Raw genomic sequence first — 14,840 nt, 5'->3', positions numbered from 1 at the left:
CCCCGGCCCGACCGCCGCCACCCGCAGGTCGGCGACTACCGCGCCACGGCCTGCGGAAACGTTGTCCGCCCAAGCGGTCAGTAGTGGTACCGAGCCGCGAGGACGACGATCTCCTTGTCCGTGACCAGGTAGACGAGGCGGTGTTCGTCGTCGATCCGGCGTGACCAGGCCCCGGGCAAGTGATACTTCAGTGGCTCGGGCTTGCCGATGCCGGTGAACGGGTTCCGCTCGACGTCCTCGATGAGCTTGTTGATCCGGGCGAGCACCTTGCGGTCGTGCCTGAGCCAGGAGGTGTAGTCGTCCCAGCCCTGATCCTCGAAGACGAGCCTCACTCGGCGCTCTTGCCGGTGTCCGGTGACTCGGGGTCGAGCAGTTCTCGCTCCGACACATCGACGTGAGCCAGAGCGTTCTCGTAAGCCTTGAGCAGTCGACGGGCGTTCGCCGGTGAGCGCAACAGGTACGAGCCCTCGCGTAGCGCCGCATAGTCCTCGGCCGATACGAGCACGGCGTTGCCATGCTTGGACACGATCTCGATCGCCTCGTGGTCGTCGTTGACCTTCTTGATCAGCGGAAAGAGCGCCTTACGGGCCTCGCTCGCAGTTATGGACACGGCTGACTCCCAGCATCAAGTGGTACCGAATAATGTACCACTCATGGCTCGTGGGCACGCCAAAGGCCGGCCTCCACAGAGGCCGGCCCGCTGACCTGCGAACTCGACGAAGCGATCGGCGCGCGGCGCCGAAGCGCGGTCAGACGTTGAAGCGGAATTCGACTACGTCGCCGTCCTGCATGATGTAGTCCTTGCCCTCCATGCGGGCCTTGCCCTTGGTGCGGGCTTCGGTGCGGCCGCCGGCTTCGACCAGGTCGGCGAAGCCGATCACCTCGGCCTTGATGAAGCCGCGTTGGAAGTCGGTGTGGATGACGCCGGCGGCCTCGGGGGCGGTGGCGCCCTTGGCGACCGTCCAGGCGCGGGCCTCCTTGGGGCCGGCCGTCAGGTAGGTCTGCAGGCCCAGGGTGTCGAAGCCGACGCGGGCCAGGATCGACAGGCCGGATTCCTCCTGGCCCAGGCTCTGCAGCAGCTCCAGGGCCTCGGCCTCGTCCAGCTCGATCAGCTCGGACTCGATCTTGGCGTCGAGGAAGATCGCCTCGGCCGGCGCGACCAGCTCGCGCAGCTCGGCCTTGAGCGTCTCGTTGACCAGCTCTTCCTCGTCCACGTTGAAGACGTACAGGAACGGCTTGGCGGTCAGCAGGTGCAGCTCGCGCAACGGCTCGGGGTCCAGGCCCGCGGCGAAGACCGTGGTGCCGGCCTCCAGGACCTCCTTGGCCTGCTGCACGGCGGCGGCGACGGCGATCTTGTCCTTCTGCAGCCGCGAGTCCTTCTGCAGGCGCGGGAGCACCTTCTCGATGGTCTGCAGGTCGGCCAGGATCAGCTCGGTCTCGATGATCTCCTTGTCGTCGGCCGGCGAGATCTTGCCGTCGACGTGCACCACGTCGGGGTCGGTGAAGACCCGGATGACCTGGCAGATCGCATCCGACTCGCGGATGTTGGCGAGGAACTTGTTGCCCAGGCCCTCGCCCTCGGACGCGCCGCGCACGATGCCCGCGATGTCCACGAAGTCGACCGTGGCCGGGATCTTGCGGGCCGACCCGAAGATCTCCGCCAGCTTGTCCAGTCGCGGGTCCGGTACGCCCACCACGCCCACGTTCGGCTCGATGGTCGCGAAGGGATAGTTCGCCGCGAGCACGTCGTTCTTGGTCAGGGCGTTGAAGAGGGTCGACTTGCCGACATTGGGCAGGCCGACGATTCCGATGGTGAGCGACAACTGGATTCCCTGGCTTCTCGGCGATCGATGTGGCGCGCTGCGGACATACAAGCGCCTCCGGGAAGTGTAGGCGGTGGCCCGCGGCCAGTAGCATCCCTGGTTTCGTACGCCGGACACTCGACGACGGGGACATCGATGAGCCGCACCTCGAACATCAACCTCAACCGCAGGCAGCTCATGGACGGCGTCCTGTGGGAGGCCAAACCCATGCGGGTCCTGCTGGTCACCGCGTTCGTTCCGATCGGGCTCGGCCTGCTCGACCTGGCCGAACTCGGCCTGTCGACCCTCTGGAGCGTCGCGCTGTGGGGCGGGCTGACCCTGTTCGCACTCCTGGGCTACGCGCTCTATCAGTACCGAAAGTTGTCGATCGGCCCCAACGGCCTGGTCTTCCACGGGCTGTTCCGCACCCGCGGTCTGCGCTGGGAGGAGATCGGCGCGGTGGAGGCGAAGCTCAAGGTCGGTACCGCGGACACCCACAGCTATGCGGTGGTGCGCTGCACGATGCGCGACGGCTCCCGGAAGCAGCACACGATCAACTTCCTGGACAAGGACACGTTGGCGTATCTGGCGGTGGACCTGCGCTGGTACGCCGCGCCGCGTGGCATCGCGGTCCGGGTGCTGAGTACCGACGAGGTGGTCCGCGCCGTCGACCTCGTGGAGAGCGGCGCCCGGGGGTGACGGGCCACCCGCCCGATTTCGCCCGTCCGCCGAATTGGTCGGCCGATTCCGCCACCGATTCCCGCCCCGCGAGCGTCCTCCCTGGTGAGCCCGCCCGGATCGGGGGCACAAGCACAACGATCCACGATGATTCACGACGATCGAGGACGGACAATCGAGGACGAAACGGCGACCGGGCGCACGGTTCGACACGGGCGGGGTGAGGTTTTTCGTGTTCTTGGACGGTTTTGACCGTGATGCGGCAATACCTTGTGGGGATGGAACAGCGCAGCCGAGCGGGAGTGCGTCCCGTCCCGCCCCGGAACCCACCGAAGCGGTCTCCCGTGCCGGCGCCGGGACGAGGTGAGCCGGTGCGTCGTCGACCGCCGACCGGACCGCCCCCACCCACCGCGGGCCCACCGCCGGCCGAGCGCGGGCCGGTGGAACGCGCCGCCCAGCCCCGACGCGCCCACCCGCAGCGGGCCGCCCGCCCACAACCGCGTCCCGGCCCGTCCCGGCGCCCGCCCGGTGCCCCCGGCGCGTACCGACCGGCCCACACCGGCGGCCTCACCGCCGCGGGCGCGGCCGTGTTCGGCCTCGGCGGCACCCTGCTCGGCGGCCTCGTCGACCACCTGGCGACCGACGGCCTCGGCGTCGTGTTCGGCCTCGCGTTCCTGATCAGCTCCGTGTTCGTGGCCTGGAAGGTACGCGCGCAGGACTGGATCGCGGCCATCATCGCGCCGCCGATCGCCTTCGCCGTGACCGTCGTGCTGGTCAGCACCCTCCTCGGCGGCGACACGCACGAGAGCTACCTCACCCGGGTCGGCCTGGACCTGCTCACCGCGCTGTCCTTCAAGGCCGGCCTGCTGTGGGGCGGCACCGCCCTGGCCGCCGTCGTGGTCCTGGCCAAACGCCGCCTGACCGCCCGCACCTGAGCACGGGCCCCGAGCGCCCCGCCCGCGCCTGCCGAGCCCGCCACCCAAAAGGGCCCGCCCGAGCGCACCCGGACAGGCCCCACACCTCGCGCCCACACGCCACCGCTCAGGAGTTGCGCAGATCCCGCCGCAACTCCTGCGGCAACGCGAACTGCAACCGCTCCTCGACCGACCGGTGGATGTGCACATCGCCGAAGCCGCGCTCGGCGAGCCAGGCCAGCACGCCGTCGACCAGCACCTCGGGCACGGAGGCCCCGGAGGTGACGCCGACCGTGCCGACCCCCTCCAGCCACTCCTCCTTCAGCTCCTCCGCGTAGTCGACCAGATACGACGCGCGCGCACCCGCCTCCAACGCGACCTCGACCAGCCGCACCGAGTTGGACGAGTTGGTCGAGCCGACCACGATCACCAGGTCCGACTCGGCGGCGATCTGCTTCACCGCGACCTGGCGGTTCTGCGTCGCGTAGCAGATGTCGTCGCTGGGCGGGTCGATCAGCAGCGGCAGCCGCTTGCGCAGCTCCTTGACGGTGGCCACGGTCTCGTCCACGGACAGCGTGGTCTGGGACAACCAGGCCACCTTCGACGGGTCGCGCACCTCGACGTTGGCGACGTCCTCGGGCCCGTCCACCAGGTGGATGTGGTCGGGCGCCTCGCCGGAGGTGCCGATCACCTCCTCGTGGCCCTCGTGGCCGATCAGGAGGATGTCGTAGCCCTCCTCGGCGAAGCGCACGGCCTCCTTGTGCACCTTGGTCACGAGTGGACACGTGGCGTCGATCGTGCGCAGCGAGCGGGCCGCCGCCTCCTCGTGCACCACGGGGGCCACCCCGTGCGCGGAGAAGACGACCGTGGCGCCCTCGGGCACCTCCGCCGTCTCCTCCACGAAGATCGCCCCACGCTTCTCCAGCGTCTCGACGACGTATTTGTTGTGCACGATCTGCTTGCGCACGTACACCGGCGCACCGTACAGATCGAGGGCCTTCTCGACGGTCTCGACGGCTCGGTCGACGCCCGCGCAGTAGCCCCGGGGGGCGGCGAGCAGGACGCGGCTGGTTGACGACATGGGTCCATCGTACGGGCGCCGATCGGTGATCCATCGGCGTCCGAGCGGCAAAGCGCGCGTAATAGGGTCCTTTGGTCGGGGCCGGTCGCGGATCTGCCGTACCCGTGCCCGCCCACGCCGTCCACGGGAAGACGTCGGATGCCCTTCAGCTCAGCGGAACGGCCCGAAAACGACACCTCGGCCGATCGGACACCCGCGAAACGGCGCCGGGTCAGCTGGGATCTGCTGCGGGTGGCGTTCGTGTCGCTGGTCCTGCTCTTCCACGGCACCTACCTGGCCCGCCAGTGGCATCCCGAACTGGTCGCCCGCCCGATCGTGTTCCCGTACCAGCTCGGCGCGAGCCTGCTCCTGGTCGTCTCCGGCTACTTCGCGGCGCACTCGCTGCGCCGGGGGGACGTGGTCCGCTGGTGGGTCGGCCGGATGGCGCGGATGGTTCCCGCCTTCCTGGTCGGCGTCCTGGGCACCTCGCTGTTCCTGAGGTTGGCCGCGCCGCCGGGGTGGTACGCGCCGGACCTGCGCGACGTGCTGGCCAATCTGGCCATGTTGTGGAACTGGAAACCGCAGACCTACACCTATGTGGACGCGGCCTATTGGACGATTCCGCTACAGCTCCTCTGGTTCACCGCGATCTTCGCGCTGTGGCGTTGGCGCCGGGTGCACGGCGACGCGACGGCCCGGGCGTTGTGGACGGTGCTGCTGATCGAGATGTTCCTGCTGCCGATCCGGCTGCACCTGCAATCGGAGGCGTTCCGCACCCTCTACGACGGCTTCGGCCTGTACCGCGTGCACCTGTTCGTGGCGGGCATCGTGGTGCACCTGTGGTCGCGGCGGCGGGTGCGCGGCGCACACGCGGTACTCCTGCTCGGCACCTGTACGTTCGCGCATCTGTGCCAGACCCGGCAGGTGTCCTGGAGCGTCGGACTGGCGGTCGGCATCGCCGCGATCTGCCTGGCGGCGCTCGGCCCGGACTGGAACCGCTTCCTGCCCGGATGGGCCGGCCGCGTGCTCGAATGGACCGCCGGCATCACCTACGCGGTCTACCTGGTGCACCAGTCGATCGGCTACGTGGTGATGCGCCGCCTCCAGGACCACGGGGTCGGCGCGTGGGGCCAACTCCTGGCACTCGGCCTGGTCGCGATCGGCCTCGGCTGGCTGCTCACGGTGCTGGTGGAGCGCCCCGCGCATCGGGCGATCATGCGGGGCTTCGACCGGCTGCGCCCGCAGTCCTCAACCTGACCGCCCCGCGCCGCCTCACCGCGTGCAGCCGCCTCACAACGAGTACTTGGCGAAGAAGGCCCACATCAGGTCGTTCGCCGAGATCTCCTGGTTGATCCGCCCGAAGCCGCGCACCTCGACACCGGCCGCGCCCGGCCAGGTGTGCCCCGCGTCGGACTGGGTGTACAGGACCACCGTCGTGCCGCCGGCGCAGTCGCCGTACGTCGTGCGCTCGACGTGCCGGGACACGCGCGTGCGCACCGGCTTGCCCGGGCAGCCGTCGATCCCGGCCCAGCGCCGCGCCGCCTCGGGCACCGCGTACGTCCAGCGCGAGGCGGGCCCGCCGTCGTAGGGGTTCGCCTGGTCGGCCAGCCCGTGGAAGGTCAGCACGGGGACGGGCCGGATCGGCCGACACGGCGCCGGCCGGGCCCCGTCCGTGCCGTCGGCGCGCAGACCCGCCACGGGGGCGATCGCCGCTATCCGCCGACTGAGCGTGCACCCCAGCAGCGACGTCATCCGCGCACCGCCGGAGAACCCGGTCGCGTACACCCGCCGATCGTCCAGGCACAACGAGCGGTCCAGCGCGTCCAGCGCGGCGCCCACGAAGCCGACCTCGTCCCGACCGCCCGCCGCGGCCGGATGCCCGCCGTACAGCGGCACGCCGGGGATGTTCCAGGCCCGCCCGGGACCGCTGCCCGGATACTTCAACCCGCCCTCGGGGATCGCGACGACGAAGCCGTGGCGCTCGGCCGACGCGCCCATCCCGGTGATCGCCATCTGCGCCGCGCCGGTGCTGTTGCTGCCGTGCAGGTTGAGCACCAGCGGCCGGGGTTCGGTGCCGTCGTAGCTCTGCGGCAGGTACGCCTGGACCCGAAAGGTCTCGCCGGAGAAGGACACGGGAACGCTCACCCACCCCTGCCGGTCGCGCCCGTCGCAGCCGACGTCCACCGCGGCGGAGCGGGCCCGCGCGGCGGGATCGCTCGCGTGCGCGGTCAGCCGGGACAGCGCGAACACGGCGAGTACGGCGGCGACCGCGGCGAACACCGCGAGCGCGCGACCCACCCCCCGCAGGCCCGGGTACCGGGATCCCGCCACAGCCCACCCCACCTCGCTCGGCGACCCGGGTCCGGATCCGGTCCGTTCGGGAAGCATGTCCCCGAAGACAGACGCTCGCGAACCGACAAAGGTTGCCTGCTGCGGCGCCCGCGCGGCACGTAGAGTTGTCCGCCATGACCGGGACCCGCATCGTCGTCGGCGCCGCGATCCTCCACCGGGGACGCCTGCTGGCCGCCTGCCGCAGCGCGCCCGCCGCGTTGGCGGGCGGTTGGGAGTTCCCCGGCGGCAAGGTCGAGCCTGGCGAGGACGAGACCGCCGCGCTGGTGCGCGAATGCCGCGAGGAGCTGGGCGTGACCGTGCGCCCGGTGCGCCGGTTGCCCGGTGCGTGGCCGCTCGGGAAAGGGTACGTGTTGCACGTATGGCTCGCCGATCTGGTCTCGGGTGTGCCGCGCCCGCTCCAGGACCACTCGGAAGTGCGCTGGCTCGCGCCGACCGCGGTGGCGGACCTGGACTGGCTCGCGGCGGATCGACCGGCGGTGGACCTGGTCGTGGCGGTCATGGCCGAGTCGGCTACCGGAAAGCAGGTCATAGGCGACGAATCGCTGCCAATGCCTGGATAAGGTCGACGTGGCCGTGCCCGGGGGCCGGGCTTGAGATGGTGATCAATCGGGAAAACGGTCCGGAGTAGCAGCGACAAAGGAATCCGCCGTCCATGGAGCAGCGCCGAGAAGTCGACCGGAATCCGGGGGACCCGGCCCGGCGTTCGACGGCGCCCGGATCCCTGTTCGATCTGGTCCCGTCGGCCACCTGGGTACTCGACGCCGAGGGCCGGATCGTGATGTGGAGCGCCGCCGCCGAGCAGCTGTTCGGCTACCGGCGCGAGGACATCCTCGGCGCCCGCGCGGTCGACCTGGTGCATCCGCCGTTCACCCCCGAGCAGCAGGCGGCCACGACCGACGCGGTGGCCGGCGTCGACGTGTTCGCCGGGCTGTACACGATGCGTCGAGGCGACGGCACACTGTGCACGGTCGAGTCGCGGGCCGCCTTCGCCGAGGACCTGGACGGCAACCGGTTCGTGCTGATCACCTCGATGGACTCGGCGGTGGTGCACAAGGTCGAGGCCGACCTCGCGATCCGCGAGGCGCTGTTCGACCAGTCGCCGATCGGGGTGGGTATCTTCGACGCCGACCTGCGCTACGTCGCGGTCAACGACGCGCTCGCCGCGATCAACCGCATGCCGGTCGAGGCGCACATCGGACGCCGCCTCGAAGAGGTCCGCCCCGGGATGGACACCGAGCGGGTGCGCACCATCCAGCAGCGCGTCCTGGAGACCGGCGAGCCCGTGGTCGACTCGCGCATCTTCGGCCCGATCCCCGTCGACGGCAGCCCGCGCACGGTGTGGTCGATGTCGTACAACCGCCTGGAGGCGCCCGGCGGCCGGATCCTGGGTATCAGCTGCTCGCTGATCGACGTGACCGAGCGGCACTACGCGATGGTCAAGGTCGACGCCGCGCGCAAGCGGCTCGCGCTGCTGAACGAGGCCGGCACCCGGCTCGGCGCCACCCTCGACATCCCTCGGATCGCGGAGGAGCTGACCGCGTCGGTGGTGCCCGGATTCGCCGACCTGGCCGCGGTGGACCTGCTGGAGGCGATCGTGCAGGGCGAGGAGATCCCGCCCGGCGCGCACGCCGAGAAGGCCCGCCTGCAGCGCGTCGCCTCACGCGGCGCGCGCCCGGGGCGGTACACCGACGAACTGCTGCGCCAGGGCAGCACATTGGTCTACGCGGCCGACTCCACGTTCGGCCGCTGCCTGCGCACGGGCGGCTCGTACCTGATGCGCAACGTGCAGGACGAGATGTACGACGAGCTGATCCACGACCCGACCCGGGCCGAGGCGGCGCGGGCCCTCGGGCTGCATACGATGATCGTGGTTCCGCTCAGCGCCCGGGGCGTGGTGCTGGGCACGCTGTTGCTCGGGCGCGGTGAGGGCCGACCCGCCTTCGACCCCGACGACCTCACCCTGGCCACCGAACTGGGCTCGCGCGCGGCGGTGTCGGTGGACAACGCGCGGCTGTACCACCACCAGCGCGAGACCGCGGTGATGCTGCAGCGCAGCCTGCTCCCGCAGAACCTCCCGGACCTGCCGGGCATCGCGGTCGCGCACCGCTACCTGCCGGGCAGCTCCGTCACCGAGGTCGGCGGCGACTGGTACGACGTGATCCCGCTGTCCGGCGGCCGGATCGGGCTCGTGGTCGGCGACGTGATGGGCCACGGGGTGCACGCGGCGGCGGTGATGGGGCAGTTGCGCACCGCCGTGCGCACCCTCGCGGGACTGGAACTGCCGCCCGCCGAGGTGCTGGGGCATCTGGACGACATCGTGGTGGGGCTCGGGGAACTGCACTACGCGACGTGTGTCTACGTGGTCTACGACCCCGTCGCGCGTACCTGCGAGTTCGCCAGCGCGGGCCACATGCCGCCGATCCTGGTGCCGCCGACGGGTCGGCCCAGGGTGGTCGACAACCCGCCGGGCACCGTGCTCGGCGTGGGTGGACTGGGCTTCGAGCAGGGCGACTTCGCGGTCGAGTCGGGCAGCACGCTGGTGCTGTACACCGACGGCCTGGTGGAGACCCGGGACCGCTCGCTCGACGTCGGCATCGGCCTGCTGTGCGACGCCCTGGCGGGGCCGCCGGGGACCCTGGAGCGCACCGCCGACCGGATCGTCGCGGACGTGCACGAGGAGCCCGGATTCGACGACGTGGCCCTCCTGGTGGCCCGCCTGGACGCCCTCGCCGAGGACTCGGTCGCCTCGTGGTGGTTGCCGGCCGAACCCGCCGTGGTCTCCCGGGCCCGCGAGCTGAGCCGCAAGACGCTCACCGAGTGGGGCCTGGACGCCCTGGTCGACATCACCGAGCTGCTGGTCAGCGAACTCGTCACCAACGCCCTGCGCTACGGCGCGGGCCCGATCCGGCTGCGCCTGCTGCGTGGTCGCGCTCTGTTGTGCGAGGTCGCCGACGCGGGCACCACCCTGCCGCGCATGCGCGAGGCCGACGACACCGACGAGGGCGGCCGGGGCCTGCAACTGGTCAACCAGCTCGCCGAACGCTGGGGCAGCCGGAAATCCGGCCACGGCAAGACGGTCTGGTTCGAACTCCCGCTCCCCGAATAGCGGTTGCCGCACCCCGGGAGCGTCGCCCACACCGACCGTACCGGCGCGGGCGACGCTCCCCTCAGGCCCGGCGCGGTTCCGGAGTCGACTCGCGCATCCGGGCGATGCCCCGGACCAGGGCCCGGTTCAGGACCCTCGCCAACGGGCGTTCGACCACGCGGTGCAGGAGCCACGCGGCCACGATCATCACGAGGGTGACCGCGCCCAGGACCACGAAGGCCGAGCGGCCCGGGCGGTCGAGGGCGTGGATCAGGGTCCAGCCGATGTCCTCGTGGAGCAGGTAGAGCGGATAGGTGAGGGCGCCGAGCGCGGTCAGGCCGGACCAGGTGATCCAGTCGAGCAGACCCAGCGCGAGGGCGATCATCACCCCGTAGAAGGCGGTGACCACGCCCATGCAGATCGTCGCGGACAGGTGCGGGTGGTTCGCGTCCACCTGGCGCGGGATCTCCACGACGATCGAATGCAGGGCCAGGAACCAGGACATGCCCACGATGCCCCACAGCAGCGGGTCCGGGCCGAACCGGCGGACCAGGTAGAGCGCGACGCCGCCGATGAAGAACGGGGCGAACTTCGGCTGGACGACGGACTCCAGGAGTTCGTCCCCGGTCGAGGTGACCACCACCGCGGCCACCGTCCACGTCACGCAGAACAGCACCGTGCGCCGGTAGGTGACGCCGCGGCCGAGCCCGACCACGAGGGCGAAGAGCAGGTAGAAGCGCAGTTCGGCCCACAACGTCCAGTACACGCCGTCCACATGCCGCACGCCCAGCGCCTCGTGCAGCATCGTCAGGTTGGTCAGCACGTCGCCCGACTTGGGCGCGCCGCGCACCGTCGGCCACAACCGCAGTACCACGGCCGTCACCAGCACCGCGGCCCAGTAGGCCGGGTAGAGCCGGACCACCCGCGAGCGGAAGAAGTCGCCCAGGGCGCGCCCCCAACTGCTCATGCAGATCACGAAACCGCTGATCAGGAAGAACAGTTCGACCCCGAGCCAGCCGTACGCGGCGATCCCGGACACGGTCGGGAAGAGCACCGCCGTGGACTTGCCGTTCCAGGCCCCGTTCCCGATGCCGCCCGCGTAGCCGGCGTAGTGGTACAGCACGACCATGAGCGCGGCGAGGAAGCGCAGCCCGTCCAGGGCGGCCAGGCGCCGCGGGGATCCCGGCGTCGCGAGCGGGGCGGCCGGCGGGCCGACCGGGCCGGGGGCGGTGGCCCCGGTGGCCGGCCGCGGCCCCCGGGAATCCGGTCGGAGTCGAAGCGACTCGGCTATTTTCACAACCTGGAAACGTACACACCCGTTCGATCCGTTGTGCGAGTGGCCGTGTCGGTGCCGAGCCGCCCGTCCCGCCTCAGTCCCCGGCCCCCCGCCGGCGGATCTTGTTGCCCAGCCAGACCAGCGGGTCGTACTTGCGGTCGGCGACCCGTTCCTTCATCGGGATCAGCGCGTTGTCGGTGATGTGGATGTGCTCCGGACACACGTCCGTGCAGCACTTGGTGATGTTGCACAGGCCGAGCCCGTGCTCCTCCTGCGCGGCCTTTTGCCGGTCCGCCACGTCCAGCGGGTGCATGTCCAACTCGGCGATCCGCATCAGGAAGCGCGGACCGGAGAACGCCGCCTTGTTGTCCTCGAAGTCGCGGATGACGTGGCAGGTGTTCTGGCACAGGAAACACTCGATGCACTTGCGGAACTCCTGTGAGCGCTCCACGTCGACCTGCTGCATCCGGTACTCGCCCGGCTTCAGCCCCTCCGGCGGCGTGAACGAGGGCACCTGCCGGGCCTTCGCGTAGTTGAACGACACGTCGGTGACCAGGTCGCGGATCACCGGGAAGGTGCGCATCGGGGTGACCGTGACCACCTCGTCCGGCGCGAACGTGCTCATCCGGGTCATGCACAACAACCGCGGCCGGCCGTTGATCTCCGCGCTGCACGAACCGCACTTGCCCGCCTTGCAGTTCCACCGCACCGCGAGGTCCGGGGCTTGGGTGGCCTGGAGCCGGTGGATGATGTCGAGGACCACCTCGCCCTCGTTCACCTCGACCTTGAAGTCGCGCAGCTCGCCGCCGTCGGTGTCGCCGCGCCAGATGCGGAAGTCCGCCTTGTGGGTCATCAGCCGTCCTTCCCGGGAAGCTCCGCGTCGGTCAGGTACTTCGTCAGCTCGTCCCGCTCGAACAGCTCCAGCAGGTCGGCGCGCATCGGCACGGCCTCGCTCCTGGTCAGCCGCACGGACAGGGTTTCCGCGTCGGGGTCGACGATCGAGCACGCCAGCACCACCCGACGCCACTCGGCGGACATCGCCGGGAAGTCGTCGCGGGTGTGCCCGCCGCGGCTCTCCTGCCGCTCCAGGGCCGAGCGCGCCACGCACTCGCACACCAGGAGCATGTTGCGCAGGTCCAGGGCCAGGTGCCAGCCCGGGTTGTACTGCCGGTGGCCCTCCACGCCCGCCTTGGCCGCGCGCGCCTTGAGCTCGTCCAGGCGGGTCAGCGCCTCGGTCATCTCGCCCTCCCGGCGGATGATGCCGACCAGGTCGTTCATGGTCTGCTGGAGCTCCTGGTGGACCGTGTACGGGTTCTCCGCGCTCTCCACGGCGAACGGTGCCAGTGCCTCGGCCTCGGCCGCGTCCAGCTGCTCCTGCGGGGCCTCGCGCCGTGCCTCGCCGATCTCCTCGGCGTAACGCGCCGCGTGTTCGCCCGCCCGGCGGCCGAACACCAGCAGATCGGACAGCGAGTTGCCGCCGAGCCGATTGCTGCCGTGCATGCCGCCGGCGACCTCGCCGGCCGCGTACAGGCCGAGCACGCCCGGGGTGGCCGCGGTGTCCGGGTCCACCGCGATCCCGCCCATCACGTAGTGGCAGGTCGGACCCACCTCCATCGCCTCGGCGGTGATGTCCACGTCGGCGAGTTCCTTGAACTGGTGGTACATCGACGGCAGTTTGCGGCGGATCTCCTCGGTGCCGCCGGCCATCCGGCCGACCACGGTCAGGAACACCCCGCCGTGCGGCGAGCCCCGACCGGCCTTGACCTCGGAGTTGATCGCCCGCGCCACCTCGTCCCGGGGCAGCAGCTCGGGCGGACGCTTGTTGTTCTCCTGGTCGGTGTACCAGCGGTCGCCCTCGGCCTCGGTCTTGGCGTACTTCTCCTTGAACACGTCCGGGACGTAGTCGAACATGAAGCGTTTGCCCTCGGAGTTGAGCAACACCCCGCCGTCGCCGCGCACCGACTCGGTGACCAGGATCCCCTTCACCGACGGCGGCCAGACCATCCCCGTCGGGTGGAACTGGATGAACTCCATGTTGATCAGCGGCGCGCCCGCGAGCAACGCGAGCGCCTGCCCGTCGCCCGTGTACTCCCACGAGTTCGAGGTGACCTTGAAGCCCTTGCCGATCCCGCCCGTGGCCAGCACCACCGCCGGCGCGTCGAAGACGGTGAACCGGCCCGACTCGCGCCAATAACCGAACGCGCCCGCGATCCGGTTGCCCGCCTCGGAGCCGGCGTCGGGCACGGTCAGCAGCCGGGTGATCGTGCACTCCTGAAAGACCTTCAGCCGCGCCTCGGCGTCGCCGAACTCGCGTTCGTCCTCCTGCTGGAGCGCGACGATGCGCTGCTGGAGGGTGCGGATCAGCTCCAGTCCGGTGCGGTCGCCGACGTGCGCGAGGCGCGGATACTCGTGGCCGCCGAAGTTGCGCTGGCTGATCCGGCCGTCGGCGGTGCGGTCGAACAGCGCACCCCAGGACTCCAACTCCCAGACGCGGTCCGGGGCTTCCTTGGCGTGCAGCTCGGCCATCCGCCAGTGGTTGAGGAACTTGCCGCCGCGCATGGTGTCGCGGAAGTGCACCTTCCAGCCGTCCTGCGAGTTCACGTTGCCCATCGAGGCGGCGATGCCGCCCTCGGCCATCACCGTGTGGGCCTTGCCGAACAGCGACTTGCAGACCACGGCGGTGCGCAGGCCGCGCGTGCGGGCCTCGATGGCGGCCCGCAATCCGGCGCCGCCCGCGCCGATCACGACCACGTCGTACGAATGACGTTCCACTTCGGACACGAGTGCCACTCCTGTACTGGGCTGGGACGTTGGTGCCGGGGGCGAAGAACCGTGCGGGGGGATCGCTCAGAAGAAGCGGGGATCGTGGAAGACCTCGCTCGCGACCAGGTACACGTACAGGTCGGCGAGCGCGACGCCGAACAGCGAGGCCCAGGCCAGTTCCATGTGCCGGCCGTTGAGCCGGCTGACGAAGCCCCAGAGGCGATAGCGCACGGGGTGCTTGGAGAAGTGCTTGAGCTTGCCGCCGACGATGTGCCGACACGAGTGGCACGACAGCGTGTACGCCCAGATCAGCAGCACGTTCGCGAGCAGCACCAGGGTGCCGAGCCCCATGTGCCCCCAGGCGCCGTGCTCGTCGCGGAACGCGATCAGCACGTCCCAGGTCAGGATCACCGCCACCACCGCCGCGAACCAGAAGAAGTAGCGGTGGATGTTCTGCAGGATCAGCGGGAACCGGGTCTCGCCCGAGTAGGAGCCGCGCGGCTCGGGGACCGCGCACGCCGACGGCGACGCCCAGAATCCCCGGTAGTACGCCTTGCGGTAGTAGTAGCAGGTCAGTCGGAAGCCGAGCGGGAAGATCAGGATCAGCAGCGCCGGGGACAGTCCCCACCAGTCGCCGAACAGCGGCGCGTTGGCGCTCATCGGCATGCTGTCGCACTTGGACGCCAGACAGGGCGAGTAGAACGGCGACACGTAGGGCTCGGCGAAGTAGTCGTCGTTCGCGAACGCCCGCCACGTCGAGTAGACGATGAACGCGGACAGGATGGTCACGGTCACCGCGGGCGAGAGCCACCAGCGGTCCGTGCGCAGATGTCGCGCCGGGATTTGTGCGCGGCCCGGCGCGTTGGTGCCGGTGCTGCCCGCCGGCCCCGTCGTCCCTGTAGCCAAGACG

At 70.5% G+C, this 14,840-nt stretch carries 14 protein-coding genes; 5 read left to right on the top strand and 9 right to left on the bottom strand.

What is annotated here, in order from left to right; all coding sequences use genetic code 11:
* Positions 1 to 77: 77 nt before the first annotated feature.
* From ACMXN5_RS12810 to ychF, 3 genes are all read right to left on the bottom strand, one after another.
* Complete coding sequence (locus tag ACMXN5_RS12810) at positions 78 to 332, bottom strand: Txe/YoeB family addiction module toxin (protein ID WP_439675364.1); 255 nt, start codon at positions 330 to 332, stop codon at positions 78 to 80.
* Positions 329 to 610: a type II toxin-antitoxin system Phd/YefM family antitoxin gene (locus ACMXN5_RS12805; RefSeq protein ID WP_395794351.1), complete on the bottom strand. Its 282-nt coding sequence runs from the start codon at positions 608 to 610 to the stop codon at positions 329 to 331. The genes ACMXN5_RS12810 and ACMXN5_RS12805 overlap by 4 nt, the downstream gene beginning before the upstream one ends.
* Positions 611 to 749: 139 nt before the next feature.
* On the bottom strand, positions 750 to 1,823 hold the full coding sequence (gene ychF / locus ACMXN5_RS12800) for a redox-regulated ATPase YchF (RefSeq protein ID WP_395794353.1): 1,074 nt from the start codon (positions 1,821 to 1,823) through the stop codon (positions 750 to 752).
* Between the two features lie 135 nt (positions 1,824 to 1,958).
* On the opposite strand from ychF, the gene ACMXN5_RS12795 reads away from it, so the two are divergent.
* The gene (locus ACMXN5_RS12795) at positions 1,959 to 2,501 is read left to right on the top strand and encodes a hypothetical protein (RefSeq protein ID WP_439675363.1); all 543 of its coding nucleotides are present in this window, start codon (positions 1,959 to 1,961) and stop codon (positions 2,499 to 2,501) included.
* A 350-nt stretch (positions 2,502 to 2,851) separates the two neighbouring features.
* Positions 2,852 to 3,415, top strand: coding sequence for a DUF6542 domain-containing protein (locus ACMXN5_RS12790; RefSeq protein ID WP_439675362.1), 564 nt, complete (start codon positions 2,852 to 2,854; stop codon positions 3,413 to 3,415).
* A 106-nt stretch (positions 3,416 to 3,521) separates the two neighbouring features.
* Here ACMXN5_RS12790 and ACMXN5_RS12785 read toward each other — a convergent pair whose 3' ends face one another.
* A complete protein-coding gene (locus tag ACMXN5_RS12785; RefSeq protein WP_439675361.1) occupies positions 3,522 to 4,475 on the bottom strand; it encodes a 4-hydroxy-3-methylbut-2-enyl diphosphate reductase in 954 nt (317 codons plus the stop codon).
* A 138-nt stretch (positions 4,476 to 4,613) separates the two neighbouring features.
* Here ACMXN5_RS12785 and ACMXN5_RS12780 point away from each other — a divergent pair, with 138 nt between their 5' ends.
* The gene (locus tag ACMXN5_RS12780; protein WP_439675360.1) at positions 4,614 to 5,711 is read left to right on the top strand and encodes an acyltransferase family protein; all 1,098 of its coding nucleotides are present in this window, start codon (positions 4,614 to 4,616) and stop codon (positions 5,709 to 5,711) included.
* 33 nt (positions 5,712 to 5,744) lie between these two features.
* On the opposite strand, the gene ACMXN5_RS12775 is transcribed toward ACMXN5_RS12780, so the two are convergent.
* Positions 5,745 to 6,785, bottom strand: coding sequence for an extracellular catalytic domain type 1 short-chain-length polyhydroxyalkanoate depolymerase (locus ACMXN5_RS12775; RefSeq protein WP_395794363.1), 1,041 nt, complete (start codon positions 6,783 to 6,785; stop codon positions 5,745 to 5,747).
* 134 nt (positions 6,786 to 6,919) lie between these two features.
* Between ACMXN5_RS12775 and ACMXN5_RS12770 the strand changes: the two genes are divergently transcribed.
* Positions 6,920 to 7,366: a (deoxy)nucleoside triphosphate pyrophosphohydrolase gene (locus tag ACMXN5_RS12770; protein WP_439675359.1), complete on the top strand. Its 447-nt coding sequence runs from the start codon at positions 6,920 to 6,922 to the stop codon at positions 7,364 to 7,366.
* 92 nt (positions 7,367 to 7,458) lie between these two features.
* Complete coding sequence (locus ACMXN5_RS12765) at positions 7,459 to 9,912, top strand: SpoIIE family protein phosphatase (protein WP_439675358.1); 2,454 nt, start codon at positions 7,459 to 7,461, stop codon at positions 9,910 to 9,912.
* A 61-nt stretch (positions 9,913 to 9,973) separates the two neighbouring features.
* Here the strand turns inward: ACMXN5_RS12765 and ACMXN5_RS12760 are convergent, their stop codons facing one another.
* The 4 genes from ACMXN5_RS12760 to ACMXN5_RS12745 form a co-directional block, all read right to left on the bottom strand.
* Positions 9,974 to 11,188, bottom strand: coding sequence for an acyltransferase family protein (locus tag ACMXN5_RS12760; RefSeq protein WP_439675357.1), 1,215 nt, complete (start codon positions 11,186 to 11,188; stop codon positions 9,974 to 9,976).
* A 73-nt stretch (positions 11,189 to 11,261) separates the two neighbouring features.
* Positions 11,262 to 12,020 (bottom strand): succinate dehydrogenase/fumarate reductase iron-sulfur subunit, encoded by a 759-nt coding sequence (locus ACMXN5_RS12755; RefSeq protein WP_439675356.1) that lies wholly within the window; start codon positions 12,018 to 12,020, stop codon positions 11,262 to 11,264.
* The gene (locus tag ACMXN5_RS12750) at positions 12,020 to 13,948 is read right to left on the bottom strand and encodes a fumarate reductase/succinate dehydrogenase flavoprotein subunit (protein WP_439675355.1); all 1,929 of its coding nucleotides are present in this window, start codon (positions 13,946 to 13,948) and stop codon (positions 12,020 to 12,022) included. Before ACMXN5_RS12750 ends, ACMXN5_RS12755 begins: the two co-directional genes overlap by 1 nt.
* A gap of 66 nt (positions 13,949 to 14,014) precedes the next feature.
* Positions 14,015 to 14,836, bottom strand: a complete 822-nt coding sequence (locus ACMXN5_RS12745) for a hypothetical protein (protein ID WP_439675354.1) — start codon at positions 14,834 to 14,836, stop codon at positions 14,015 to 14,017.
* Positions 14,837 to 14,840: the final 4 nt, after the last annotated feature.

The organism is Embleya australiensis (genome assembly GCF_051903075.1).
In the GTDB taxonomy this organism is placed as follows: Bacteria; Actinomycetota; Actinomycetes; order Streptomycetales; family Streptomycetaceae; genus Embleya.
The sequence above is the reverse complement of the archived record's forward strand: the minus strand, read 5'-3'. Positions and strand labels throughout refer to the sequence as shown.

Bases quoted from the DNA above. Each gene is read 5' to 3' on its own strand.
- ACMXN5_RS12795 (WP_439675363.1), top strand. From the start codon at position 1,959: ATGAGCCGCACCTCGAACATCAACCTCAACCGCAGGCAGCTCATGGAC.
- ACMXN5_RS12785 (WP_439675361.1), bottom strand. From the start codon at position 4,475: ATGTCGTCAACCAGCCGCGTCCTGCTCGCCGCCCCCCGGGGCTACTGC.
- ACMXN5_RS12780 (WP_439675360.1), top strand. From the start codon at position 4,614: ATGCCCTTCAGCTCAGCGGAACGGCCCGAAAACGACACCTCGGCCGAT.
- ACMXN5_RS12770 (WP_439675359.1), top strand. From the start codon at position 6,920: ATGACCGGGACCCGCATCGTCGTCGGCGCCGCGATCCTCCACCGGGGA.
- ACMXN5_RS12765 (WP_439675358.1), top strand. From the start codon at position 7,459: ATGGAGCAGCGCCGAGAAGTCGACCGGAATCCGGGGGACCCGGCCCGG.
- ACMXN5_RS12755 (WP_439675356.1), bottom strand. From the start codon at position 12,020: ATGACCCACAAGGCGGACTTCCGCATCTGGCGCGGCGACACCGACGGC.